This window comes from Micromonospora sp. NPDC051196 (genome assembly GCF_040682415.1).
In the GTDB taxonomy this organism is placed as follows: domain Bacteria; phylum Actinomycetota; class Actinomycetes; order Mycobacteriales; family Micromonosporaceae; genus Micromonospora.
In genome coordinates this window covers 19,128-42,507 of sequence record NZ_JBFBAY010000012.1, presented here as the reverse complement: position 1 = coordinate 42,507, position 23,380 = coordinate 19,128, and the positions used below count along the sequence as shown (strand labels likewise).

The following is a 23,380-nucleotide window of genomic DNA, read 5'->3' as shown; positions in this document are numbered from 1 at the left end:
GCCTCGGCATAAGGCGTGAAAGCGACTTTCCGGCGACCGGAACTGCAAGATCGACGGTGGATGGGGTGTCCCGGCTGATGTGTCCACTGCGGAGCGATGCGGGCGGTTAGGCTCGGACCGGCCCGCATTGTGCGGGGGCGGTGCGAGCGCCGGGAGTGAGCGTGGATCACGAGATGACGCAGGAGTTGCCGATGACGCCGGACGCGGTGGCAGGTGGTCGTACGGACATCTCGGACGAGGTGGTGGAGAAGATCGCGGTGGCTGCGGCGAAGGCCGTGCCGGGCGTGGTCGAGTTGGGCGGGGATATCGCCCGGTTCTTCAACGCGGTGCTCGACCGGGTGGGGCTCGACCAGGTGGGTGACGCCCGGCGTGGCTGCTCGGCCCACGTCACCAACGGCGGCGCCGTGATCAACCTGGTCATCGTGACCGACGCCGGGTATCCGGTGCCCGAGGTGACGACGGCGGTGCGGGCCGGGGTCACCCAGGCGATCGAGGCGTACGGGCTGCGGGTTGACGAGATCAACATCCGGGTGGACGACGTGGCCATCGAGGGCCCGGCGGCCTGAGGCTCGGTTACCACCCGGTACAAACTTCCTTATCGATCGTTCAGGAAGGGCTCTACACTCGACGTGCAGTCTTAAGGACTCGAGGAGGAGCCCGGAAGATGAACGCCGACGAGATCGCTGCCGGACGGGCCCGCTGGCAGGCCCGCTACGACGCCGCGCGCAAGCGGGACGCGGACTTCACCACGCTCTCCGGGATGCCCGTCGAGCCGGTCTACGGGCCCCCGGAGGGTGTCGCGTACCCGGGATTCGACCGGATCGGCTGGCCGGGCGAGTTCCCGTACACCCGGGGGTTGTATCCGACCGGCTATCGGGGACGGACCTGGACCATCCGGCAGTTCGCCGGGTTCGGCAACGCCCGGCAGACCAACGAGCGCTACAAGATGATCCTCGGCGCCGGTGGCGGCGGGCTGTCGGTCGCCTTCGACATGCCCACCCTGATGGGCCGCGACTCCGACGACCCGCAGTCCCTCGGCGAGGTCGGCCACTGCGGGGTGGCGGTGGACAGCGCCGCCGACATGGAGGTGCTCTTCGGCGGCATCGACCTGGCCGCAGTCACCACCAGCATGACCATCTCCGGGCCGGCGGTGCCGGTGTTCTGCATGTACCTGGTCGCCGCCGAGCGGCAGGGCGCCGACCTGTCGAAGCTCGACGGCACGTTGCAGACCGACATCTTCAAGGAGTACATCGCACAGAAGGAGTGGCTGTTCGACCCCGAGCCGCACCTGCGCCTGATCGGCGACCTGATGGAGTACTGCGCCGCCGAGATCCCCCGCTACAAGCCGCTGTCGGTTTCCGGGTACCACATCCGCGAGGCCGGCTCGACCGCCGCGCAGGAGTTGGCGTACACCCTCGCCGACGGCTTCGGCTACGTCGAACTGGGGCTGTCGCGCGGCCTGGACGTCAATGTCTTCGCCCCCGGGTTGAGCTTCTTCTTCGATTCGCACGTCGACTTCTTCGAGGAGATCGCCAAGTTCCGCGCCGCCCGCCGGATCTGGGCCCGCTGGCTGCGCGACGTCTACGGCGCGACCAGTGAGAAGGCGCTCTGGTTGCGGTTCCACACGCAGACCGCCGGGGTGTCGCTGACCGCCCAGCAACCGGTCAACAACGTGGTGCGCACCGCCGTGGAGGCGCTGGCCGCGGTGCTCGGCGGCACCAACTCGCTGCACACCAACGCCCTGGACGAGACCCTGGCCCTGCCGACCGACGAATCCGCCGAGATCGCCCTGCGTACCCAGCAGGTGCTGATGGAGGAGACCGGGGTGACCAACGTGGCCGACCCGCTCGGCGGATCGTGGTACGTCGAGGCGCTGACCGACCGGATCGAGGCCGAGGCGGAGGAGATCTTCGCCCGGATCCGTGCGCTGGGCGGTGAGGGCCCGCACGCCATCGGCCCGATGACCTCCGGCATCCTGCGCGGCATCGAGGACGGCTGGTTCACCGGGCACATCGCCGAGTCGGCGTTCGTCTACCAGCAGGCGCTGGAGAAGGGCGACAAGAAGATCGTCGGGGTCAACTGCCACACCGCCACGGTCGCCAAGGATCTGGAGATCCTGCGCATCTCGCACGAGGTCGAGTTGGAGCAGCGCCGGATGCTGGCCGAACGCAAGAAGGGTCGGGACGAGGCGGTTGTGCGCTCGGCGGTCGAGAAGATGGTGGCGGTCAGCCGTACCGGGGAGAACATGATCCCCGCGATGCTCGACGCCGTACGCGCCGAAGCCACCCTCGGCGAGATCTGCGATGCGCTGCGCGCGGAATGGGGCGTTTACCGCGAGCCTGCCCGGTTCTGACATCCCCCGCGAAAGGGCGGCTGGGCAGGGGCGACAGTGGCAACTGTCTCCGGCCACGGTTGATCTGAGTTCGGCGCGTCGCGTGCGAGACTAGGTAACCATGAGCGACCCACGGATCACCTCGTCGATCTTTACCCGCGGCGCGGTCGACCTCAGCGCGCTGCGCACCCCCGCACCCAGTCCCGCCCCGGCACCGGCACCGGCCCAGGCCGGTCCCCCCACTGGCATCCCCGCCGGAGTGCCCGGCGGGTCTGCCGGTGGCGTCACCGTCATCGACGTGACCGAGGCGACCTTCCAGTCGGAGGTGCTGGAGCGCTCCCTGACCACACCCGTGGTGGTGGACTTCTGGGCCGAGTGGTGCCAGCCCTGCAAGCAGCTCTCCCCGGTGCTGGAACGGCTGGCGGTGGAGAGCGGCGGCGCCTGGGTGCTCGCCAAGGTGGACGTCGACGCCAACCCCCGGCTCGCGCAGATGTTCCGGGTGCAGGGCATCCCGATGGTGTACGCGGTGGTCGGTGGCCAGCCGGTCGACGCCTTCTCCGGCGTGGTGCCCGAGCCGCAGCTGCGTCAGTGGATCCAGGCGGTCCTCAAGGCCGGTGGAGTCTCCGTGGCCGAGCCGGAGGACCCCCGACTCGACGAGGCCGACGACGCCCTGATGGACGGTGACCTGGACGCCGCCGAGCAGGCGTACCGGAAGATCCTGGCCGAGACCCCCAACGACGCTGCGGCCCAGGCGGGCCTGGCCCAGGTCGGCCTCGCCCGCCGGGTGTCCGGTGCCGACCCGCAGACCGCGCTCGCCGCTGCGGCGGCCGACCCCGACGATGTCGACGCCCAACTGCTGGCCGCCGACATCGAGATGCTCAGCGGTCTGGCCGAGCAGGCCTACCAGCGCCTCGTCGGACTGGTCCGGCGCACTGCGGGCGACGATCGGGAGAAGGTACGCCAGCACCTCGTCGGCCTGTTCACCATCGCCGGCCCGGAGGACCCGGCGGTCGCCGCGGCCCGCCGCGCCCTGGCCAGCGCCCTGTTCTGAACGTTCAGCCACGCCAGCGCGGGCCGGCGTAGCGCCGGCCCGCCTCGACACCACAGGACGGGAGCCCAGGTGAGCGCGAGGAGTGAGCTTGCGAGCCCCGCAGTCGCGAACGACAGCGGCCCATGATGCGCCGGATCGCCGTCCTCGACGCGCCGAGCAACCTCGGCCTGCGCCCACCCACGTCCACGTCGGTCCCGGGCTGCGCAAAGGCACCCGGCGCGCTACGCGACCAGGGCCTGCTGCCCCGGCTGCGGGCCCGCGACGCCGGCTGCCTGACCCCGCCCCGCTACGACGCCGGTGACTGGCGACCGGGCGACGGGGTGTGCCATGCGCGGGAGATCGCCGACTACTCGGCGGCGCTGGCCGACCGGATCGGCGCGATCATCGACCGGGGCGAGTTCCCGGTGGTTCTCGGCGGCGACTGTTCGATCCTGCTCGGCTCGGCCCTGGCCATGCACCGCCTCGGCGAGGCGGTCGGCGGCCGGATCGGCCTGGTCTTCGTCGACGGTCACTCCGACTTCCGGCACCCCGGCAACGCCTCGTACGTGGGCGCGGCGGCCGGCGAGGATCTCGCCCTGGTCACCGGGCGGGGCCAGGCCGACCTGGCGGCCATGGAGGGGCGACGCCCCTACTTCCGGGACATCGACGTGGTGGTGCTCGGCATTCGCGCCCAGGACGAGTACCGGCTCGACCTACAGGCCGCCGGGATCATCACCCGTCCGGTGCCGGCGCTGCGCGCCGAGGGCGCGGCACGGACCGCCCAGTGGGCGCACGAGCAGTTGGCCGACTGCGCCGGCTACTGGGTGCACGTCGACGTGGACGTGCTCGACCCCGCCGTGATGCCGGCGGTCGACGCCCCTGATCCCGGGGGCATCGCCTTCGCCGAGCTGGAGATCCTGCTCGCCGGCCTGGTCGACACCCCGCACTGCCTCGGCGTCGAGGTGACCGTCTTCGACCCCGACTACGACCCGGACGGCGCGTACGCCGCCGAGATCGTCAACACCGTGGTGGCGGGACTGCGCCCGGTCACCGCACCCGCGCCGGTGCTGACCCGGTCGGCTACCGAGCGGATAGAACGGATCACACCCACCCCACGCCGGACCACCGAGCGTGGTTCGGGCCTTATCGAGCGCGGGCCTACCTCGGCCGGTCGCGCGTCGGGTCTGGTCGCCGTGCCGGATCCACGCGATGCCGGCTTCTCCGTCGGCCCGGGTTCTCTGCGCCGGCCCGGTGTCGACGACGGTACGGCCGGGTCGGGTTCTCTGCACCGGCCTGGCGCTGACGACGGTTTGGCCGGGTCGGGTTCTCTGCGGCGGCCTGGGGCCGACGATGGTTTGGTCGGGTCGGGCTTCTCGCGCGGGTCGGCGGCGGGCGATGGGGCGGTCGGGGCTGGTTCCCTGCGCCGATCGGCGGTGGGTGACCGGACTCCGGTGGACGACCGTGACGGGTCGGCGGGGGACGAGCCGGGCGATCCGGATGCGGGCGGTCTGCGCCCAGCGACCGCTGATCCGGCCGCTACCTCCGACAGCCCGGCCGCCATCTCCGACAACCCGACCACCGATGTGGCCGAGGAAACTGCCGACGGTAAGGACCAGGGGCAGGCCGAGCATGATGATCGACTCGGTTACGGCGGAATGGCGGTAATCCGCGAGCTTTGATCACGCCGTTCCGCCGAAACGGAGTCGATCACGACAGCGCGCAGGAGTCGGTCAGGACAGGGCGCGCAGGAGTCGATCACGACAGGGCGCGTAGGAAACGTTCGGCGATCGGTGCGGCGGTGCCGCTGCCGGAGCCGCCCTTCTCGACGAAGACGGCGAAGGCCACGTCGCCCTGCCAGCCGACGAACCAGGCGTGCGTGTTCTTCGGGTTGTTGTCGTACTCGGCGGTGCCGGTCTTGCCGTGCACCGGCTCGCCCGGTGCGTCCTTCAAGGCCGTGCCGGTGCCGTCGGTGACCACCGCACGCATCATCTCCCGGACGGCCGTCACCGCCTCGGGCTTCAGCTCCGGGCCCGGCTCACCGGCCGGCTCCGGCGCCGGGTCGAGGACCAGCTTCGGTGGGGTGAACGCACCCTTGGCCACCGCTGCGGTCGCCGCGGCCATGGCCAGTGGGCTGACCACGGTGGTGCCCTGGCCGATCGCGGCGGCGGCCTGCTCGGTGGCACCGCCGCCCGCCGACACCTTTCCGGTGAACGCGTCGAGCCCCGCCTGCCACTGACCCTCCAGGCCCAGGCTCCGGCCGGTGGCGGCGAGCCCGTCGGCACCGAGTTGGGGTGCCAGGGCAGCAAAGGCCGTGTTGCAGGACTTGGCGAAGTTGGTGCGGAACGGCACCTTGCCGAGCTCGAAATTGTTGGAGTTCTTGAACGAGCGGCCGTCGACGACGAGGGTCTTCGGGCAGTCCACGACAGTGTCCGGGGTGACCGCGTCGCGTTCCATCAGCCCGAGTGCGCTGACCATCTTGAACGTGGAGCCCGGCGGCACCTGGGCGGTGAAAGCCAGGTTCTCCCCGGCGGCACCGGGGCCGTTCGCCGCAGCGAGGACCGCGCCGTCGCTGATCCGTACGGCGACCAGGGCGGAGCGCCGTCGCTCGCTGCGCAACGCCTGGTCGGCCGCCTGCTGGGTGGCGACGTCGAGACTGGTCTTGACGGGTTGACCGGGCTGCGGCTCACGCTGGAACACCTCGGTGCCGGTCGGCTCCAGCGTCCCGTCCTGCCTCGGCCGTTTGATGATCACGGTCAGGCCGGGTACGCCGCGCAGTTGCTCGTCCCATCGGCCCTGCAACCCGCCGTGGCCGACGAGGTCGCCGGGGGAGTAGCGGTCGGGGTGCTTGGCCAGATCCTCGGCATGCGCGGGATCGACGGTGCCCAGCACCGCCCGGGCGAACTCCCGGGTCGGCGCGAGGTCCAGCTTGTCGCTCTGGAACTTCGTCCCCGGCAGGTCGTAGATCCGTGACCTGATCTGCCGGTACGCCTCGTCGCGCAGGGTGACCACCTCGACGAAAGCGTCCGGTTTCGCCTCGTCCAACCGCTTCGCCAGGTTCGACAGGTCGACGGGTGGAGTGATCGCCGGGCGGATCGCGCGGAAGGCGGCGTCCAACTCGCGGGTCATGGCCTTGACGTCGGTGACCTCACTGGGTTGCAGCCCGACCCGGACCACGTCGCGCGGCGCCACGATCGGCTCACCGGCACTGTCGAGCACGGTGGCGCGCGGGGCGCGTTCCCGCCGCAGCCCCAGCCGGTCACCCCGGGTGAGCTGTTCCTGCACGATCTGCGGCTCCCAGATCACCTGCCACTGGTCGTCGCGGCCCTGGGTGAGTCGCACCGGCCGGTCGTACGCCCAGTTGGTCTCGCCCGGCAGCGTCCACTCCACGCGTACGGTCGCGGTGGCGGTGCGCTGGACCACTGCCGTTTCGCCCTGCCGGGTCAGCGTGAGCGGGGCGTCGACCAGCTCGCCGGAGAGCTCCCGGATCTCCTGGACGACGTTGGCGGCGGGCACCTTCGCGCCGGTCGGGTCGACGAAGCCGATCGCGTTCAGGTCGCCTGAGCGCCACCCCTTGAGGAAGGCGTCGACGGTGCCTTCCGGGCCGTCCTCGCCGGAGCAGGCGACCAGGCCCGCCGAGGCGACCAGGCAGGCGACCGTGGCGGCGAGTCGTGACCAATTGTGGCGGTGTCGGTGCGACCGGTGCATCAGAGCTGGTTCCTCCTGGTCAGGCTGCCCTGCACGGTAGTACGTCCAGGCGGCCCGCACTGCCCCGGTCGGCCGGGGCAGGGCGAAAGACAGGCCCGTGACGGTGTGATGAACAACATCAGCCGGGGTACTCCTGATCCGGCCGAACCTCGTACCGCAACGGGTGAAAGGACGACCGTCCAAGATCCGGATGGCCAGCTGTAGGTCCGCCGACGGATGAACCGGTCGGTCGGCCTAGGCTTGGCGGAAGAGTGACCCACAACGCGGTGGGTCGAGGGGAGTGGCACCGATGGACCGGCGTCCGGCGATAAAACCGGGACCCGACCTCCGGCAGGCTGACACCAGCCGGGACGACAGCTTCGACACGGCGACCGACGGAGACGGCTTCGGCCGGCTCGACTCAGGAGTGACCGGCATGACCGGTTCGAGTCTCGACACCCTCTACGATCTGGGTCTGCCACCAGAGGCGCTGGCGGACGACGTGGAGGATGCCGAGCTCGACGAGCCGGTACCCAACGCCGAACGGCTGGTGGCGCAGGCGGTCGCACTGGCCGGGGACGACCATGACGCGGCGACCCTGGTGGGGCGTTTCTGGCGGTTCGCGCCGGACGAGGAGCTGATCGGCTTCACCGCCGAGGAGATGCTCGACGCCGCTCGGGAGCACCGGGAGTTGGCCGAGCAGCGGGTGCCGGGCGAGTTGAAGCTGCGGATCCACTCACCCGATGCGGAGCAGCACCACAGCGTCATCGAGATCGTCACCGACGACATGCCGTTCCTGGTCGACTCGGTGACCGCGCTGCTCAACAGTCACCACCTCGACGTGCATCTGCTGGTGCACCCGCTGGTGGTGGTGCGTCGGGAGCCGTTGGGCCGGCTGGTCGAGGTGGCCGCCGACGTGGAGCCGGACGACGCGATCGCCGGTGACCTGGTCGAGAGCTGGATGCACATCGAGATCGATCCGGTCCGCGACCCGGCGGAGCGGGACCGGCTGCGCCGCGAGTTGCAGCGGGTGCTCACCGATGTGCGGGAGGCCGTCGAGGACTGGCCCAAGATGCGCCAGCAGGCGCTCTCCCTCGCCGACGAGTTGGCCGCCGCGCGGACCAGCGACAACCGGCCACCGGTGCCGGAGAAGGACATTACCGACTCGGTCGAGCTGCTGCGCTGGTTGGCCCACGATCACTTCACCTTCCTGGGCTACCGGGAATACCGGCTGGTGCCGGACTCGGACAAGGGCGGGCCGGCGCTGGAAGCCGTGCTCGGCACCGGGCTGGGCATCCTGCGGCAGGACTCGCCGGAGGCGCGGGCGTTGTCGTCGATGACGCCCGAGGCGCACGAGAAGGTCACCGAGAAGCGCCTGTTGATCATCACGAAGGCGAACTCGCGGGCCACCGTGCACCGCTCGGCGTACCTGGACTACATCGGTTTCAAGATCTTCGACGCCGACGGGGAGGTGGTCGGGGAGCGGCGGTTCCTCGGCCTGTTCTCCACCGCCGCGTACCGGACCAGCGTGCAGGAACTGCCGGTGGTCCGCCGTAAGGTCGCCGAGGTGCTGGACCGCTCCGGCCTGAGCCAGCGCAGCCACTCCGGCAAGGACCTGTTGCAGATCCTGGAGACGTACCCGCGCGACGAGCTGTTCCAGATCAAGACCGACGACCTGTACCACGCGGTGATCGGCGTGCTGCGGATGGCGGGTCGCCGGCAGTTGCGGGTATTCCTGCGCCGGGACGCGTACGGGCGATTCATCTCCTGCCTGATCTACCTGCCCCGGGACCGCTTCACCACCCAGAACCGGCTGCGTATGCAGGACATCCTGCTGCGGGAGCTCAACGGTGTCGGGGTGGACTACACCACCCGGGTGACCGAGTCGATGCTGGCTCGGGTGCACTTCATCGTGCGTACCGACCCGAGCAACCCGCCCGGGGAGATCGACGCCGACCTGCTCGCCGAGGAGTTGGCCGACGCCACCCGGCTGTGGGACGACGACTACCGGCTGGTGCTGGAGCGCAAGCTCGGGGACGAGCAGGCCAAGCACCTGTTCGTCCGGTACGCCGACGCCTTCCCGGAGGGCTACAAGGACGGGCACACGCCGTACGAGGCGATGAAGGATCTGGCGAAGCTGGAGCTGCTGGAGGAGCCCGGCCAGCTGGAGATGCACCTGTTCCGCAAGCAGCCGCTGCCGCGCGCGGTCGCCCGGGGCGCGGACGTCGACGACACCATGGACGTCCGGTTCAAGGTCTACCGGTACGGCGAGCCGATGATGCTCTCGGCGGTGCTGCCGGTGCTGCACTCGCTCGGCGTGCGGGTGGTCGACGAGCACCCGTACGAGGTGGAGCGGGTCGACGGGCGGATCTGGCTGTACGACTTCGGGCTGCAACTGCCCGAGGGCCACCAGGACCTGGCCGAGGTGCGTCCGCACGTGGAGAACGCCTTCGCGGCGGCGTGGCGCGGCGAGGCCGAGGTGGACGGCTTCAACGAGTTGGTGCTGCGCGCCGGGCTCACCTGGCGGCAGGTCGTGGTGCTGCGCGCCTACGCGAAGTACCTGCGCCAGACCGGGACCGTCTTCTCCCAGGACTACATGGAGTTGACGTTCATCGCGTACCCGCACCTGGCTCGGCTGCTGGTGCAGTTGTTCGAGACGCGGTTCGAGCCGGGCACGCTCACCGCCGAGCAGCGCGATAAGCGCAGTGCGGAGCTGGTCGCCGAGCTGGGGGCCGCGCTCGACGACGTGGCCAGCCTCGATCAGGACCGCATCCTGCGGGCGTACCTGACCCTGATCCAGGCCACCCTGCGGACCAGCTTCTACCAGAAGCCGGGCAACGGGCGCCCGAAGGCGTACGTGGCGTTCAAGCTGGATCCGCAGGCGATCCCGGACCTGCCCGCGCCTCGGCCGAAGTTCGAGGTCTTCGTGTACTCGCCGCGCTTCGAGGGCGTGCACCTGCGGTACGGCCCGGTGGCCCGTGGTGGTCTGCGCTGGTCGGACCGGCGGGAGGACTTCCGTACCGAGGTGCTCGGCCTGGTCAAGGCGCAGATGGTGAAGAACGCCGTGATCGTGCCGGTGGGTGCCAAGGGCGGCTTCGTGCTCAAGCAGAAGCCGGGCGACCGGGACGAGGCGGTGGCCTGTTACAAGGAGTTCGTCGGCGCGCTGCTCGACGTCACCGACAACATCGTGGCCGGTGAGATCGTGCCGCCCGACGACGTGGTCCGGCACGACGGCGACGACCCGTACATGGTGGTGGCGGCCGACAAGGGCACGGCGACCTTCTCCGACATCGCCAACGAGGTCTCCGTCGCGCACAAGTTCTGGCTGGGTGACGCCTTCGCCTCGGGTGGCTCGGCCGGGTACGACCACAAGAAGATGGGCATCACCGCCCGGGGCGCCTGGGAGTCGGTCAAGCGGCACTTCCGCGAGATGGGCCACGACACCCAGAGCCAGGACTTCACCGTGGTCGGTGTCGGCGACATGTCCGGTGACGTGTTCGGCAACGGCATGCTGCTGTCGGAGCACATCCGGCTGGTGGCCGCCTTCGACCACCGGCACATCTTCCTGGACCCGGATCCGGACGCGGCGTCGTCGTACGTCGAGCGCAGGCGGCTGTTCGAGCTGTCCCGTTCGACCTGGGAGGACTACAACGCCGAGCTGATCTCGGCCGGCGGTGGGGTCCACTCGCGTACGGCGAAGTCGGTGCCGATCACGCCGCAGGTGCGCGCGGTGCTCGGGCTGGACGACGACGTCGAGCAGATGAGCCCGCAGGAGCTGATGAAGGCGATCCTCACCGCACCGGTGGATCTGTTCTGGAACGGCGGCATCGGCACCTACGTCAAGGCGTCCACGCAGAGCAACGCCGAGGTGGGCGACAAGTCCAACGACGCCATCCGGGTCAACGGCAAGGACCTGCGCTGCCGGGTGGTCGGCGAGGGCGGCAACCTGGGCTTCACCCAGCACGGTCGGATCGAGTACGCCCAGACGGGTGGTCGGATCTACACCGACTTCATCGACAACGCGGCCGGGGTGGACTGCTCCGACCACGAGGTGAACATCAAGATCCTGCTGAACACCGCGGTCGCCGACGGTGAACTGACCGTTCCCGAGCGGGACGAGCTGCTCGCCGCGATGACCGACGAGGTCGGCCAGCTGGTGTTGCGGGACAACTACGACCAGGCCCGGGCGATCAACAACTCGCAGGCGCAGGCCGCCTCGCTGTTGCCGGTGCACCGCCGGATGATCACCGAGCTGGAGCGGTCCGGCACGTTGAACCGGGCCCTGGAGGCGCTGCCGTCGGACGAGGAACTGGCGGTACGCACCGAGTCGGGGCTGACCGCTCCGGAGTTCGCGGTGCTGCTCGCGTACGTGAAGATCGCCTTGGAGAAGGAGACCCTCACCGACGGGTTGGCCGACGAGGAGTGGACCAACGAGGTGTTGGTCAACTACTTCCCGACGCCGATGCGTGAGCGGTTCGCCGAGCGGATGGGCCGGCACCGGCTGCGCCGCGACATCGTGACCACCGTGCTGGTCAACGAGGCGGTCAACCGGGGCGGCATCTCGTTCATCTTCCGGGTGGTCGAGGAGACCGCGGCCCCGGCCGCGGACGTGATCCGGGCGTACGTGGTGGTCCGTGAGGTCTTCGGGCTGCGTGCGCTCTGGGACGCGGTCGAGGCGCTGGACAACAAGGTCGACCCGGAGTTGCAGACCGACGTCTACCTGGACACCCGACGGCTGCTCGACCGGGCGGTGCGGTGGCTGGTGACCAACCGCCGGTCGCCGATCGACGTACGCGCCGAGATCGATCGGCTGCGTGGCGGCGTGGCCCGGTTGCTGCCGCAGCTGGAGACGCTGTTCTACGGCACCGAGCGGGAGGCGATCGCGGCGCACATCGACGCGATGACCGAGCGTGGCCTGCCGCGTGAGCTGGCCGAGCAGAGCACCCGTCTGATGTACAGCTTCGGTCTGCTCGACGTGGTGGAGACCGCCGCCGCCTCCGGGCGCGACGTGGGCGAGGTGGCCTCGGTCTACTTCGTGCTCTCCGACCGGTTCCGGGTCGACTCGCTGCTGTCGAAGATCTCGCTGCTGCCCCGCGAGGACCGGTGGCAGACGTTGGCCCGGATGGCGCTGCGCTACGACCTGTACGCCGCGTTGGCCGCGCTGACCGGCGAGGTGCTCGACTCCACTCCGGCCGACCTGCCGCCGTTGGAGCGGGTGCAGCAGTGGGAGCAGTCGAACGCGACCTCGATCCATCGGGCGGAACGGGCGATGGGCGAATTCGACGAGTCCCGGGCTGACCTGGCGGCCCTGTCGGTTCTACTGCGGCAGATCCGCACCCTGGTCCGTACCTCCGCCGCCAGCTGATCCGACCCTGCCCTGGTGATCGGGACACGTGGCCCGGCGGGGAACCGCCGGGCCACGTGGTTGCCGGGTCAGTGAACCGAGGCGAAGACGACCACGTTGTCGGGGTAGTCGCCGGTGGCCTCGTTGAACTGGCCACCACAGGTGATCACGCGTAGTCCGGGTCGGTCACTGGGGCCGTAGACCTGCTCGGTGGGGAAGGCGTCCTTCGGGTAGGCGGCCACCGAATCCACCTGGAAACTGGCGGGTCGGCCGTCCGCGCGGTTGACGGTGATGATGTCGCCGGGTTGCAGGGCGCCGAGGGAGAAGAAGACGGCGGGGCCGATGGCGGCCGAGTCGACGTGACCGACGATGACCGCGTTGCCCACCTCGCCAGGGCTCGGACCCGGTTCGTACCAACCGGCCAGCAGGGCCTGGTCCAACGGAGGCACCTGCACGGTGCCGTCGGGGTTGGTGCCCAGCGTCATGATCTCCGCGTTGACGCCGATGCGGGGGATGCTGATCGTGGTGGGCGCTGCGCGGGGCAGCCCGGTCGGTGCCTGATCGCGGCCGAGGTCGGCGTCGTCAGAGGGAGTGTCGGCCGAAGGGGTGGCTTCCGCCTGTGCGAGCGGCTGGGGTGGACGGACGGTCTCGGCGCCCTTCATCGAGGCGCCGACCAGCCCTGCCCCCACCATCGCGAGTGCGACGACGACGGCGGCGCCGACGGCGCGCCACGGGTTACCGTGGCGGCCGTCGGCCCGTCTCGTCGACACGTCAGGCCGCGAACTCATCAGTCCGACGGCGACGCAGCAGCACCAGGCCACCGAGGGCCGCCGCGCCGACCAGGCTCGCCCCGGCGGTGGCCATGCCACGGTCGGTGCCGGCGGTCAGGCCGCCGTCGCCACCGTCGACCCCACCGTGCGGCAGGACGACCAGTTCGCCCTCGCCGCAGGAGCCCTCCAGCTTGTACGTGCCGGGCTTGGCGTCCTTGGCGATCCGGGCCTCGCCGAAGTAGACGAAGTCCTTCTCGTGCTCCCAACGGTCACCCTTGCCGTGCTCGCCATCCTTGCCGTGCTTGTCACCCTTGCCGTGCTCGTCACCCTTGCGGTGCTCTTCGCGGTTCCACTCGCGCTTGTCCGCGCCGTACTCGTCGTGGTCCTGCCAGCCGTGCTCGGACTTATCGCCGTGCTTGTCGTCCTCGCGGCCCTTCCGGTCGCGCTCGTCCTTCGCGTCCTGGCCGTGCTCGTCGCTCTTCCAGTCGTGCTTGTCGTCGGCGGCAGCACCCCCGCCGGCACCGTCCTGCGGCGCCTCGCGGCCCTGCCACTCGCCGCGCTCGTCGCCGGACTTCCAGTCCTTGCCGTGCTCCTCGCCGGACTTCCAGTCCTTGTCGTCCTTGCCGTGCTCCCAGTCCTTGCCGTCCTTGCCGTCCTTGTCGTGCTGCCAGTCCTTGCCGTCCTTGTCGTGCTGCCAGTCCTTGCCGTCCTTGTCGTGCCCCCGGCCCTTGTCGCCGTGCCAGTCTCGGCCGTCCTTGCCGTGCTCGTAGGAGCCGTCCTCGCTGCCCCAGCCGCCGCGGTCCGACTTCCCGCCGTCGCGGGCCGGCTCGAGCTTGACCTTGCCGGTGACCTTGGACCAGACGAAGGGGTGCTCCTGCGGCTGCTCGCAGATTTCCACCAGCTTGATCTCTTCGCCGGGCTTGGCGGCGTGCGGCTTGGCGAAGACCTTGCCCTCGTTCTCGTGCGGCTGGCCGTCGGCGAACGCGATTCCCGGCGCGAACACCAGCAGGGAAGCCCCACCGAGGGCAGCGCCCGCCACGACCTTCCCGAGCATCTTCTTAGCCATAACCTCTGTCTCTCCATCCCTGATTTGTCCTGCGGCCGGTGGCAACCGAGCCAGAACCGACGTTAGACCGTTTCATGACATATGCAGGGAAAGATTCGTCTTTTGGCATTAGTCCGACTCGTGGCCTCTGCGTGAATGGTTGATCCCCGGCGTGCCGCACTGTCCCCGACCGGGCCCGTCTCGCCACTGCCGGGATGTTCGTGCATGTAGGGAGCTTGGACGGTTTGTCCGCTAGGCTCCGGAAGTATCGAACCATTGCCATGGAAGCGCTCCCATGCAAGAATCGCTGCACGCGGTCAACGGAGCCACACCGCGCAGTCAGGGTGTCGAGGGCAGCCGGTCAAACCGGACGACCACCCCGCTGGGCGACCAGGTCAGCCTGGTTGTCGCACCACCACCACGCCCGTCCGGGTCGGGCGTCTCAAAAGAATCCCGTTGGCACCGGCGGCCGTCCGCGCAGGACGCCCTGGGGCCACGTGCCGGGCCGTACAGCGGATCCGGTCTCGCCCAAGGAGATCAGTGGCATGAACGTGTGGAGAAAACTGTCCGGCCGTCGCCGGGCCGTCGCGCTGGCCGGCGCGAGCGCGCTGGTCGCGGGCGGTTTGGTGACGCTGCCGGTCTCGGCTGCGTACGCGGCGACGCAGTGCGACGTGGCCTACACGACCAACGACTGGCCAGGCGGATTCACCGCCAACATCACGATCAGGAACATCGGCGACCCGCTCAACGGGTGGACGCTGGGCTTCACCTTCCCCGACGCCAACCAGCGTGTGCAGAACGGCTGGTCGGCCCGGTGGTCCCAGTCGGGTCGCAACGTGACCGCGCAGAACGAGTCCTACAACGGCGCGCTGGCCACCGGTGGCACCGCCAGCATCGGCTTCAACGGTGCGTGGAGCGGCAGCAACCCGCGTCCGACCTCGTTCACGATCAACGGCGTGACCTGCAACGGCGGCAACCCGCCGCCGACGAGCCCGCCGCCCACGAGCCCGCCGCCCACGAGCCCGCCCCCGACGAGCCCGCCCCCCACGAGCCCGCCGCCCACCAGCCCGCCGCCCCCCGGCACCAAGGTGGACAACCCGTACCTGAACGCCAAGGGCTACGTGAACCCGGAGTGGAAGGCCAGGGCCGAGTCGGTTCCCGGCGGCAACCGGGTGTCCAACATCTCGACCGCCGTCTGGATCGACCGGATCGCGGCGATCGAGGGTACCGAGGACAGCCAGTCCAACGGCCCGATGGGCATTCGGGACCACCTGGACGAGGCGCTGCGGCAGGGTGCCGACTACATCCAGTTCGTCATCTACAACCTGCCCGGCCGTGACTGCGCGGCGCTCGCCTCCAACGGTGAGCTGGGGCCGAACGAGCTGCCCAAGTACAAGGCCGAGTACATCGACCCGATCGCGGCGATCATGCGCGACACGAAGTACAGCAACATCCGGATCATCAACGTCATCGAGGTCGACTCGCTGCCGAACCTGGTCACCAACACCTCGAACAACCCGGGTGGCACGGTCATGTGCGACACGGTGAAGGCCAACGGCGCCTACGTGAACGGTGTCGGCTACGCCCTGGCCACGCTGGGCTCGATCCCGAACGTCTACAACTACGTCGACGCCGGGCACCACGGCTGGCTCGGCTGGGACAGCAACTTCGTCCCGACCGCCCAGGTCCTGAAGCAGGCCGCGACCGCCTCCGGCAGCACCGTCAACCACGTGCACGGGTTCATCACCAACACCGCGAACTACTCCGCGCTGATCGAGCCGTACGCGAAGATCAGCGACACGGTGAACGGGCAGACCGTGCGTCAGGCGAAGTGGATCGACTGGAACCAGTACAACGACGAGCAGAGCTTCGCTCAGGCGTTCCGGCAGGAGCTGGTTCGGCAGGGCTTCCCCAGCAACATCGGCATGACGATCGACACCTCCCGCAACGGCTGGGGCGGTGCCAACCGGCCCACCGGTGCGGGCCCGACGACCAGCATTGACGCCTATGTCGACGGTGGCCGGGTCGACCGTCGTTTCCACAAGGGCAACTGGTGCAACCAGGCCGGTGCCGGTATGGGCGAGCGCCCGAAGGCCGCGCCGGCGACCGGTATCGACGCGTACGTCTGGGCCAAGCCCCCGGGCGAGTCGGACGGCTCCAGCCGCGAGATCCCGAACAACGACGGCAAGGGCTTCGACCGGATGTGCGACCCGACCTACACCGGTAACGACCGCAACGGCAACAGCCGCAGCGGCGCCCTGCCGGACGCCCCGATCTCGGGCGCCTGGTTCGCCGCGCAGTTCGCCGAGCTGATGCAGAACGCCTACCCGCCGCTGTCCTGACGGTCAGGCACACCCGCCGCCTGCGGTAGGTGAGGCACTGCGGCGGCAGGTTACCCGGGCCCCTGGTCCGACCGCACCGGTCGGACCAGGGGCCCACCCCTGTTCCCGGCGAGGAATCCCCGCCGTGGGGTGAGGTCAGGGCACGGTCTTCTCGACCGCCGCCCGACCGGTCTCGGCCAGCTCCCGCCGGGCCCGCTCGATGTTCTCCGCGGTGGGATCCTGCCCCCGGGCCGCCACCAGGTCCTCGGGATCCCACGGCTGTTCCGCACCGGTGCGTCTGTTGTCCGGTGCGGCGCCGGTGCCGGTTCCGGTGGCCCCGGTGCCGGCCGCGTACGGATCACCGATGATCTCGTCGGTCGGTCCGTCCCGGTCGACCCGATCGCCTGGCTCGGCGAAGGTCGGGGTATTCGAATCGGGGCCGCCCCCGGTCATCAGCTGGGGCACCCCGGCGTCGTCGTCGACCGCTGCGGCCACCTCGGGGCGCTCCTCCAGCGGTCGTTCCCGCCCACGATCCGTCATCGTTGCCGCCCTCCTGTCCGCAGCCGAATCACCTGGCTCCCCTCGGGGTACCCGCCAGGTCAGGGGACATGCCTGAGCAGCTACCGCCGGTCGGACCCCGGCCCTCAGCGCACCGTGCGGAACGCCCGTCGCCCGGCGGCGCGATCAGCGGGCCGGTGGCGGCACAGCGAGCGGCGGGCGCCCCGCACCCGCAGGACGCCCGCCGCTCGTGGTGGTCAGCGACCGAGAACCCGGTCCAGGAAGTCGCGATACTCGCGTACCGCGACCCGCAACTGCTCGGTGTCGGTAGCGCCGGCCTCCTGCCAGCTCCCGAGCTTCTCCTTGTGCTGGGTCAACGCGGCGGACAGCGCCTGCATGGCCTCGTCGACCAGGGTCTGGGCCTCGCCGGCCGCCGCCTGGGGGTCGTCGACGAAACGCAGTTGGACGTCGCGCCAGCGGTCCCGGAATCCCTGGGCCGTCGAGGCGTCGAACAGAGTCGCCGCTCCCGCCGGTGCGGCGGAGGTGGCCCCGTTCGGCGCGGTGTCGGTGACCCCGGTCGCGGTGTCCGGGTCGACCATCGCCGGCGTGGCGCTGCCGTAACCAGCCCCGCCGGCCGCCGCCGCCTCGGTGTCGGTCCCGGGCATCGCCGACCGGTCGGCGTCGACCTCGTCGGGGCGGTCGGCGGCTCGATGCGTCCCCGCGTCGCGAGCGACGTCATCGGATTCCGCCACCTCGGCGGGGTCGACTTCGTCGTGCCGTCCGCCGAACTCGGCCGTGGGGTCGGCACGCAGCCCTTCACGCTCACCGTCGACGGCACCGTCGCCGGGTCGGGCGGTGCGCTCCGCGCGCGGGTCGGGCTCGTCCTCGGGACGCGGGCTGGCCAGCGCGGAAGCGGCCACCGCCCCGCCGACCGTGGTGGCGCCGAAGGCCGTCGGCACAGGCCCCGGCTCGTGGAACTCGGCCTGCTCGTCGTCGCCGGGTCGACCGTCCCACGGGCGGGACCGGTCCGCGCCGGACTCCGCGCGGGCAGCCCGCTCGTCCACGTTGTCGAACTCGTCAGTGCTGTCGTCGGTCACGTGATCGTCGTCGGTGACCGGAACCGGGGTCGACCGTACGGTCTCGGGGTGGTCGTTGTTGAGCTGCTGCTCTTGCTGCCGCATGGTGGTCTCCTCAGCGGTTGGTGGCGTCGTGGGCGGCGTCAGGCTGGCGCTGTTCCGGCGTCCTCGTCGCCGGCTCCTCCCCGAGCAGGTCGGCGAAGAGGGCCCGGTAGTGGACGACGGCCTGGCGAAGGTCCTCCGTACTGGCCTCACCCCGGCTGTTGCGCAGGTGGATCTCGTGCGCGTCCCGGTAGTGGCTGAGCGTGCGGGCATGCTCGACGGAAAGGTGCGCGATCTGGTCGGAGAATTCACCCGTGGGGTAGCCCCGCTCGGCGATCAGCCGGGTGACGAGTTCGTCGGCCTGCCCGACGGTTTCGGCGGGGGAGTCGATGAAACGGACCTGGAGTTCCTCCCAGGCCTCGGCGTACCGTGCCCGGGCGGCCGGGGCGAGGGGGACCAGTTCGAGTTCGGCGTGCCGGCGCTCGCGGTCCCGCAACTCCCGCTCGGCCGCGCTACGGCTGTCCTGCTCGGCGATGACGTGGTCGTACTCCGGGCCGAAGCGCTGCCGGAGTGCCCGGCGGCGACCGGCCACGACCAGCGCTGCGGCGACGGCGGCGACGACCAGGATGATGAGGACGGTGACGACTATCTGCGTGGGCGACATGGCTCCTCCTTCGCCTGCAGGTATTCCCTCCGTCCACTGATCGCCAATCCCGTTCCGGAGCACTTTCCTCGCCCAAGTTGACCCCGTGCCGACCCCGGTGCCGCCCGTGCGGGCAGCCGAAGATCCGTTAACAACTGGTTCGGAGCGGATTCGGGCGGGATGTGCGTCAACCGAACGTTCGTCAACGTACCGGTAGTCTCGACGGACGGTAGTGCGGCGAGCGCGGATTACGTATCCTGCCCAAGGCGCCCGAGCCGGCGTCCCGGCGGACAACTGGGGCGCACCCGGCAACGGTGCTGCCCGGCCGTGCCGGAGCCCTTCCAGCCACCTTTCCGGGCGAGGTCCGATTGAACACCCGCGACTGGCCGATCCGCTCCAAGCTGACCGCCCTGGTCGTCGTGCCGGTGACCGCGCTGCTCGCGCTGTGGATATTCGCGACCACGCTCACTTTCGGGCCGGCGCTCGACCTGCTGGCCGCCCGGACGCTCCTGTACGACCTCGGTCGGCCCGGCGAGACGGTGGTCGCCGAGTTGCAGCGCGAGCGACGTATCTCGGTGGTACACCTCGCCTCGCCCCGTACGGTTTGTGACCAGCAGTCGGCCGGGTGCGTGTTACCGGCACTGCGCGAGCAGCGGGACCGTACCGACGCGGCGGTGACGGAGCTGCGCCGCCGGGTTTCCGGCGAGAAGTTCCGGGACGCCGCCGGCGAGTTGCTCGAAGCCCGACTGGACCGGTTGCTCGGCAAGTTGGAGGCGTTGCCGGCGGGACGCGAGTCGATCGACCGCCGGGAGCTGGACCGGGTCGGCGCCGTCGGTCTCTACAGCGACATGGTCTCGGCCGCGTTCCACACCTTCGAGGCCCTGGCGAACCTCCCCGACCAGGATCTCAACCGGGAGGCGCGGGCTCTGACGGATCTCGGCCGCTCTCGGGAGCTGCTCGGGCAGACCGATGCGCTGTTGGCCGGGGCGTTGACCGGTGGAGGGTTCGCCAAGGGGGAGCACACGATGCTCGTGCAGAGCATCGGTAACCAGTGGTTTCTCATCCAGTCGGCGGTGGCCGACCTACCCGCGCCGGAGCAGGCCGCGTATCAACGGCTGGCCGAGCAGGAGGGGTTCGAGCGGCTGCGCGCGATGCAGGACGAGCTGATCGCCGCCGGCCCCTCGGCCCGGATCACCGTCGACGCGCGGGCCTGGCAGGCCGGCTACGACACCGTGCAGCAGTCGCTGCGGGACTTCGAACTGACCCAGGCCGACGGACTGGCCGACCGGTCGGTGCCGATGGCGGTGAGCATCCTGACCCGGCTGGCCGGCGCCGGGTTGCTCGGACTGGTCGCCGTGGTGGTGTCGTTGGTGGTGGCGGTGCGGGTCGGCCGGTCCCTGGCCCAGCGGCTCACGCTGATGCGCGGGAGGTTGAAGGAGACTGCGGAGAAGCGCCTGCCGGACGTGGTCGATCGGCTGCGCCGGGGCGAACAGGTGGACGTCGCCCGGGAGACGCCGGTGGCCGACCGGGGTGCCGACGAGATCGGCCAGGTGGCCCAGGCCTTCACGGAGGTGCAGAAGGTCGCCATCCGAGCCGCCCAGGTCGAGGTCACCCTGCGCCGTGGGCTCAACGAGGTCTTCCTGAACATCGCGCGCCGCAGTCAGGGTCTGGTGCACCGTCAGCTCGCCCTGCTCGACCGGTTGGAACGCGACGCGGAGGATCCGGACCATCTGGCCGAGCTGTTCCGGGTCGACCACCTCGCCACCCGGCTGCGCCGACACGCGGAGGATCTGGTCATCCTGGCCGGGGCCACACCCGGGCGAGGCTGGCGTGAGCCGGTCGCCATGGTGGACCTGATCCGTGGGGCGATCTCCGAGGTCGAGTCGTACGACCGGGTCGAGATCACCACTCTGCAGCCCGCCGGCACGGTGGGTCGGGTGGTCGGCGACGCCATCCACCTGCTTGCCGAGCTGATCGAGAACGCGACCGCCTTCTCCCCGCCGGAGTCGCGGGTGGAGGTCTCCGGTGAGCATGTCGCACACGGGTACGCGTTGTCCGTCTCCGACCATGGCCTCGGCATGACCGCAGAGGCCATCGAGGAGGCCAACCGCAAGCTGGCCCGGGCGCCGGAGTTCGACCCGGCGGAAACCGCCCGGCTGGGACTGTTCGTGGTGGCGCGGCTCGCCGGCCGGCACGGCATCCGGGTACGACTGCGCCGGTCGGACGGCTCCGGCCTGACCGCGGTGGTGTTGATCCCCGCCGAACTGATCACCGCCGAGCCCTCGTCGCTGCCGGCACCCGACAAGCCGGAGAGCGGTGACGACACCGCGATGGAGCAGCGGCGGTTGGTTCGGGCCAGCCGACTCACGACCGTCCCTCGACCGCGCTCCCGGTCGGCGACGCGTGCGGCGCCGACGTCCGACAGCCCGCAGCCGTCCAGCGGGTCTGCCGCGAACCTCGGTGGCCCGCGCCAGGCCTCGACCGTCGGGCCGGCCGATTCCGACGGGTTGCCCCGGCGGATCCGTCGGCGTCCGCCAGCCAGATCCACCGCTGCGGCCGTTCCCGAACCCACCGCCGAGGCCGTCTCCGAATCCGCCGCTGCGGCCGTCTCCGAGACCGACGCTGGGACCGCCGGACCTGTCGTCGAGACGGCCGGGTCCAGCCCGCAGGCCGCCGTCGGGCCGACGGTGGCGGAGGCGGTCCCGGGCGTCGTGGCGTCCGAGGGGCGGACGGCGGCCGACCGCGATCGTGCCGTGGTGGACAGCCCGACCGTCCAGTTGCCCGCGCTGACCCACCGACCGACCGGATCGGCGGCGATCGACGGGCCGACCCTGCGGCAACCGGTGGTGGCGGCCCGGGGCGCCGCCGGAAGGTTGGGCGAGCCGATGCCCCGCAGCCCGGAGGAGGCCCGTCGGTTCATGTCGGCCCTACAGTCCGGTACCGCGCGGGGCCGGCTGGCCGCCGCCGGCCCGGACTCGGCCGTCGGCGGCCCGGAGCCGACCGACGGTCGGGCGGGCTCGACCGCCCTGCCCGGCGCCGGCTCGGGGCAGCCGACCGCCCAGCCCGGCACCGGGTCGGCGGGTGGGGTCGCCGCAGCGAACCAGGAACCGACCACCGACGAGGCTGGACCGCCGCCCGGCGGACCGGTCACTGTGGAATCCCTGACCGCTACTGAGAGGGACGCCTGATGCAATCGACGAGGCAGATTGCCAATCTCGACTGGTTGCTCGACGATCTGGTGGAGCGACTGCCCGCTGCACGGCGGGCCGTGGTGCTCTCGGCGGATGGGCTTCTGCTCGGCTCGTCCGCCGAACTGGACCGGGCCGACGCCGAACATCTGTGCGCCCTGGCCTCCGGTCTCGCCAGCCTGGCACGAGGCGCCAGCCGGCACCTGGACGGCGGGCCGGTCCGGCAGACGGTGGTGGAGATGGAGTCCGCGTACCTGTTCGTGACCGCGGCCGGGCAGGGCGCGTGCCTGGCCGTGGCGAGCGACACGGACGCGGACATCGGCCTGGTGGCGTACGAGATGGCCATGCTGGTGACCCGGGTGGGCGAGAACCTGCAAGCACCGGTCCGGGCGTCGGCGGGTGCCACCGATGCGAACTGACTTATCCGGGCACCGACACGAGTGGCTCGATGACGATGCCGGGCCGGTGGTGCGGCCGTACACCCTGACCGGTGGCCGGGTGCGCTCCTGCGCGGACGGATTCGACCTGGTCGCGTACGTGTTGGCCAATCCGAACCCGGATCTCGGCGCGTATCCGGAACTGCATCCTGAGCACCGGCTGCTGGTGGAACTGGCGGGCCGGGGCACGCCGGTGGTGGAACTCGCCGCCGACCTGGACCTGGCGGTGGGGGTGGTCCGGGTGCTACTTGGTGATCTGCTGTCCCGGGGGCTGGTCGCCGTGCAACAGCCGCCGCGTGCCACGTACCTGCCCGACAACGACATCCTCAAGGCGGTCATGGATGGACTCCGTGCGTTATGACGCCGAGCGTCGGGGCCACCGGGTCCCGATCGCGCTGAAGATCCTCATCGCCGGTGGCTTCGGCGCCGGCAAGACGACTCTGGTGAGCGCGTTGAGTGAGGTGCGGCCGCTGCAGACCGAGGAGATCCTGACCGGGGCCGGCATCGACACCGACGACATCTCCGGCGTGGAGACCAAGTCGACGACCACGGTGGCGATGGACTTCGGACGCATCACCATCAACGACGATCTCCAGCTGTACCTGTTCGGTACGCCGGGACAGGACCGCTTCTGGTTCCTCTGGGACGAGTTGGCCTTCGGGGCGCTGGGCGCCGTGGTGCTCGCCGACACCCGTAGGCTGGCCGACTGCTTCCCCTCGATCGACTACTTCGAGCAGCGCGGCGTTCCGTTCGTCGTCGGAGTCAACTGCTTCGACGGCTCGCAGCGGTTCAGCCTGGAGGCCGTACGCCGAGCCCTGGACCTCGATCACGACGTGCCGATGGTGCTCTGCGACGCCCGGGACCGGCAGTCCGGAAAATCCGTGTTGATCTCCCTGGTCGAGCACGTGGCCCGGCAGCGTGGCGAACCGGTGCCGGCGGCCTGAGCATCGAAGGCCGAGGCCCGCAGGCC

General features: G+C 70.6%; 15 protein-coding genes and 1 pseudogene. 10 read left to right on the top strand and 6 right to left on the bottom strand.

Going from position 1 to position 23,380, the window contains the following annotated elements:
• The first annotated feature begins 161 nt into the window (after positions 1–161).
• From AB0M35_RS21810 to AB0M35_RS21795, 4 genes and pseudogenes are all read left to right on the top strand, one after another.
• Positions 162–566, top strand: a complete 405-nt coding sequence (locus tag AB0M35_RS21810) for an Asp23/Gls24 family envelope stress response protein (RefSeq protein ID WP_363747401.1) — start codon at positions 162–164, stop codon at positions 564–566.
• 98 nt (positions 567–664) lie between these two features.
• On the top strand, positions 665–2,353 hold the full coding sequence (locus tag AB0M35_RS21805) for a methylmalonyl-CoA mutase family protein (protein WP_363747400.1): 1,689 nt from the start codon (positions 665–667) through the stop codon (positions 2,351–2,353).
• 100 nt (positions 2,354–2,453) lie between these two features.
• Positions 2,454–3,383 carry a tetratricopeptide repeat protein gene (locus tag AB0M35_RS21800; protein WP_363747399.1) on the top strand — a complete coding sequence of 310 codons (930 nt, stop codon included), beginning with the start codon at positions 2,454–2,456 and terminating at the stop codon, positions 3,381–3,383.
• A gap of 122 nt (positions 3,384–3,505) precedes the next feature.
• Positions 3,506–4,414, top strand: a pseudogene (locus tag AB0M35_RS21795) (arginase family protein); the annotation flags it as partial.
• A gap of 703 nt (positions 4,415–5,117) precedes the next feature.
• Here the strand turns inward: AB0M35_RS21795 and AB0M35_RS21790 are convergent.
• Positions 5,118–7,067 carry a penicillin-binding transpeptidase domain-containing protein gene (locus AB0M35_RS21790; RefSeq protein WP_363747398.1) on the bottom strand — a complete coding sequence of 650 codons (1,950 nt, stop codon included), beginning with the start codon at positions 7,065–7,067 and terminating at the stop codon, positions 5,118–5,120.
• Positions 7,068–7,356: 289 nt separating this feature from the next.
• On the opposite strand from AB0M35_RS21790, the gene AB0M35_RS21785 reads away from it, so the two are divergent.
• Positions 7,357–12,411: an NAD-glutamate dehydrogenase gene (locus AB0M35_RS21785; RefSeq protein ID WP_363747397.1), complete on the top strand. Its 5,055-nt coding sequence runs from the start codon at positions 7,357–7,359 to the stop codon at positions 12,409–12,411.
• Positions 12,412–12,479: 68 nt separating this feature from the next.
• On the opposite strand, the gene AB0M35_RS21780 is transcribed toward AB0M35_RS21785, so the two are convergent.
• Positions 12,480–13,160: a class F sortase gene (locus AB0M35_RS21780; protein WP_363747593.1), complete on the bottom strand. Its 681-nt coding sequence runs from the start codon at positions 13,158–13,160 to the stop codon at positions 12,480–12,482.
• 1 nt (position 13,161) lies between these two features.
• Positions 13,162–14,226, bottom strand: coding sequence for a hypothetical protein (locus AB0M35_RS21775; protein ID WP_363747396.1), 1,065 nt, complete (start codon positions 14,224–14,226; stop codon positions 13,162–13,164).
• Between the two features lie 524 nt (positions 14,227–14,750).
• On the opposite strand from AB0M35_RS21775, the gene AB0M35_RS21770 reads away from it, so the two are divergent.
• Positions 14,751–16,547, top strand: coding sequence for a glycoside hydrolase family 6 protein (locus tag AB0M35_RS21770; RefSeq protein WP_363747395.1), 1,797 nt, complete (start codon positions 14,751–14,753; stop codon positions 16,545–16,547).
• A gap of 135 nt (positions 16,548–16,682) precedes the next feature.
• On the opposite strand, the gene AB0M35_RS21765 is transcribed toward AB0M35_RS21770, so the two are convergent.
• The 3 genes from AB0M35_RS21765 to AB0M35_RS21755 form a co-directional block, all read right to left on the bottom strand.
• Entirely contained in the window at positions 16,683–17,066 is a 384-nt protein-coding gene (locus AB0M35_RS21765; protein ID WP_363747394.1) for a hypothetical protein, read from the bottom strand.
• Positions 17,067–17,281: 215 nt separating this feature from the next.
• Positions 17,282–18,205 carry a hypothetical protein gene (locus AB0M35_RS21760; RefSeq protein ID WP_363747393.1) on the bottom strand — a complete coding sequence of 308 codons (924 nt, stop codon included), beginning with the start codon at positions 18,203–18,205 and terminating at the stop codon, positions 17,282–17,284.
• Positions 18,206–18,215: 10 nt separating this feature from the next.
• On the bottom strand, positions 18,216–18,806 hold the full coding sequence (locus AB0M35_RS21755; RefSeq protein WP_363747392.1) for a hypothetical protein: 591 nt from the start codon (positions 18,804–18,806) through the stop codon (positions 18,216–18,218).
• A 347-nt stretch (positions 18,807–19,153) separates the two neighbouring features.
• On the opposite strand from AB0M35_RS21755, the gene AB0M35_RS21750 reads away from it, so the two are divergent.
• Genes AB0M35_RS21750 through AB0M35_RS21735 form a run of 4 tightly spaced genes read left to right on the top strand, consistent with a single transcriptional unit; the run spans position 19,154 to position 23,354 of the window.
• Complete coding sequence (locus tag AB0M35_RS21750; RefSeq protein WP_363747391.1) at positions 19,154–21,973, top strand: nitrate- and nitrite sensing domain-containing protein; 2,820 nt, start codon at positions 19,154–19,156, stop codon at positions 21,971–21,973.
• Complete coding sequence (locus AB0M35_RS21745) at positions 21,973–22,392, top strand: roadblock/LC7 domain-containing protein (protein ID WP_363747390.1); 420 nt, start codon at positions 21,973–21,975, stop codon at positions 22,390–22,392. The genes AB0M35_RS21750 and AB0M35_RS21745 overlap by 1 nt, the downstream gene beginning before the upstream one ends.
• The gene (locus AB0M35_RS21740; RefSeq protein ID WP_363747389.1) at positions 22,382–22,771 is read left to right on the top strand and encodes a DUF742 domain-containing protein; all 390 of its coding nucleotides are present in this window, start codon (positions 22,382–22,384) and stop codon (positions 22,769–22,771) included. Before AB0M35_RS21745 ends, AB0M35_RS21740 begins: the two co-directional genes overlap by 11 nt.
• Positions 22,752–23,354: an ATP/GTP-binding protein gene (locus AB0M35_RS21735; protein WP_363747388.1), complete on the top strand. Its 603-nt coding sequence runs from the start codon at positions 22,752–22,754 to the stop codon at positions 23,352–23,354. Before AB0M35_RS21740 ends, AB0M35_RS21735 begins: the two co-directional genes overlap by 20 nt.
• Positions 23,355–23,380 lie beyond the last annotated feature (26 nt).

Coding starts and splice junctions, on each gene's coding strand:
- AB0M35_RS21785 (WP_363747397.1), top strand. CDS start 7,357: ATGGACCGGCGTCCGGCGATAAAACCGGGACCCGACCTCCGGCAGGCT.
- AB0M35_RS21745 (WP_363747390.1), top strand. CDS start 21,973: ATGCAATCGACGAGGCAGATTGCCAATCTCGACTGGTTGCTCGACGAT.
- AB0M35_RS21790 (WP_363747398.1), bottom strand. CDS start 7,067: ATGCACCGGTCGCACCGACACCGCCACAATTGGTCACGACTCGCCGCC.
- AB0M35_RS21760 (WP_363747393.1), bottom strand. CDS start 18,205: ATGCGGCAGCAAGAGCAGCAGCTCAACAACGACCACCCCGAGACCGTA.
- AB0M35_RS21735 (WP_363747388.1), top strand. CDS start 22,752: ATGGACTCCGTGCGTTATGACGCCGAGCGTCGGGGCCACCGGGTCCCG.
- AB0M35_RS21755 (WP_363747392.1), bottom strand. CDS start 18,806: ATGTCGCCCACGCAGATAGTCGTCACCGTCCTCATCATCCTGGTCGTC.
- AB0M35_RS21800 (WP_363747399.1), top strand. CDS start 2,454: ATGAGCGACCCACGGATCACCTCGTCGATCTTTACCCGCGGCGCGGTC.
- AB0M35_RS21740 (WP_363747389.1), top strand. CDS start 22,382: ATGCGAACTGACTTATCCGGGCACCGACACGAGTGGCTCGATGACGAT.
- AB0M35_RS21770 (WP_363747395.1), top strand. CDS start 14,751: ATGAACGTGTGGAGAAAACTGTCCGGCCGTCGCCGGGCCGTCGCGCTG.
- AB0M35_RS21775 (WP_363747396.1), bottom strand. CDS start 14,226: ATGGCTAAGAAGATGCTCGGGAAGGTCGTGGCGGGCGCTGCCCTCGGT.
- AB0M35_RS21765 (WP_363747394.1), bottom strand. CDS start 17,066: ATGACGGATCGTGGGCGGGAACGACCGCTGGAGGAGCGCCCCGAGGTG.
- AB0M35_RS21805 (WP_363747400.1), top strand. CDS start 665: ATGAACGCCGACGAGATCGCTGCCGGACGGGCCCGCTGGCAGGCCCGC.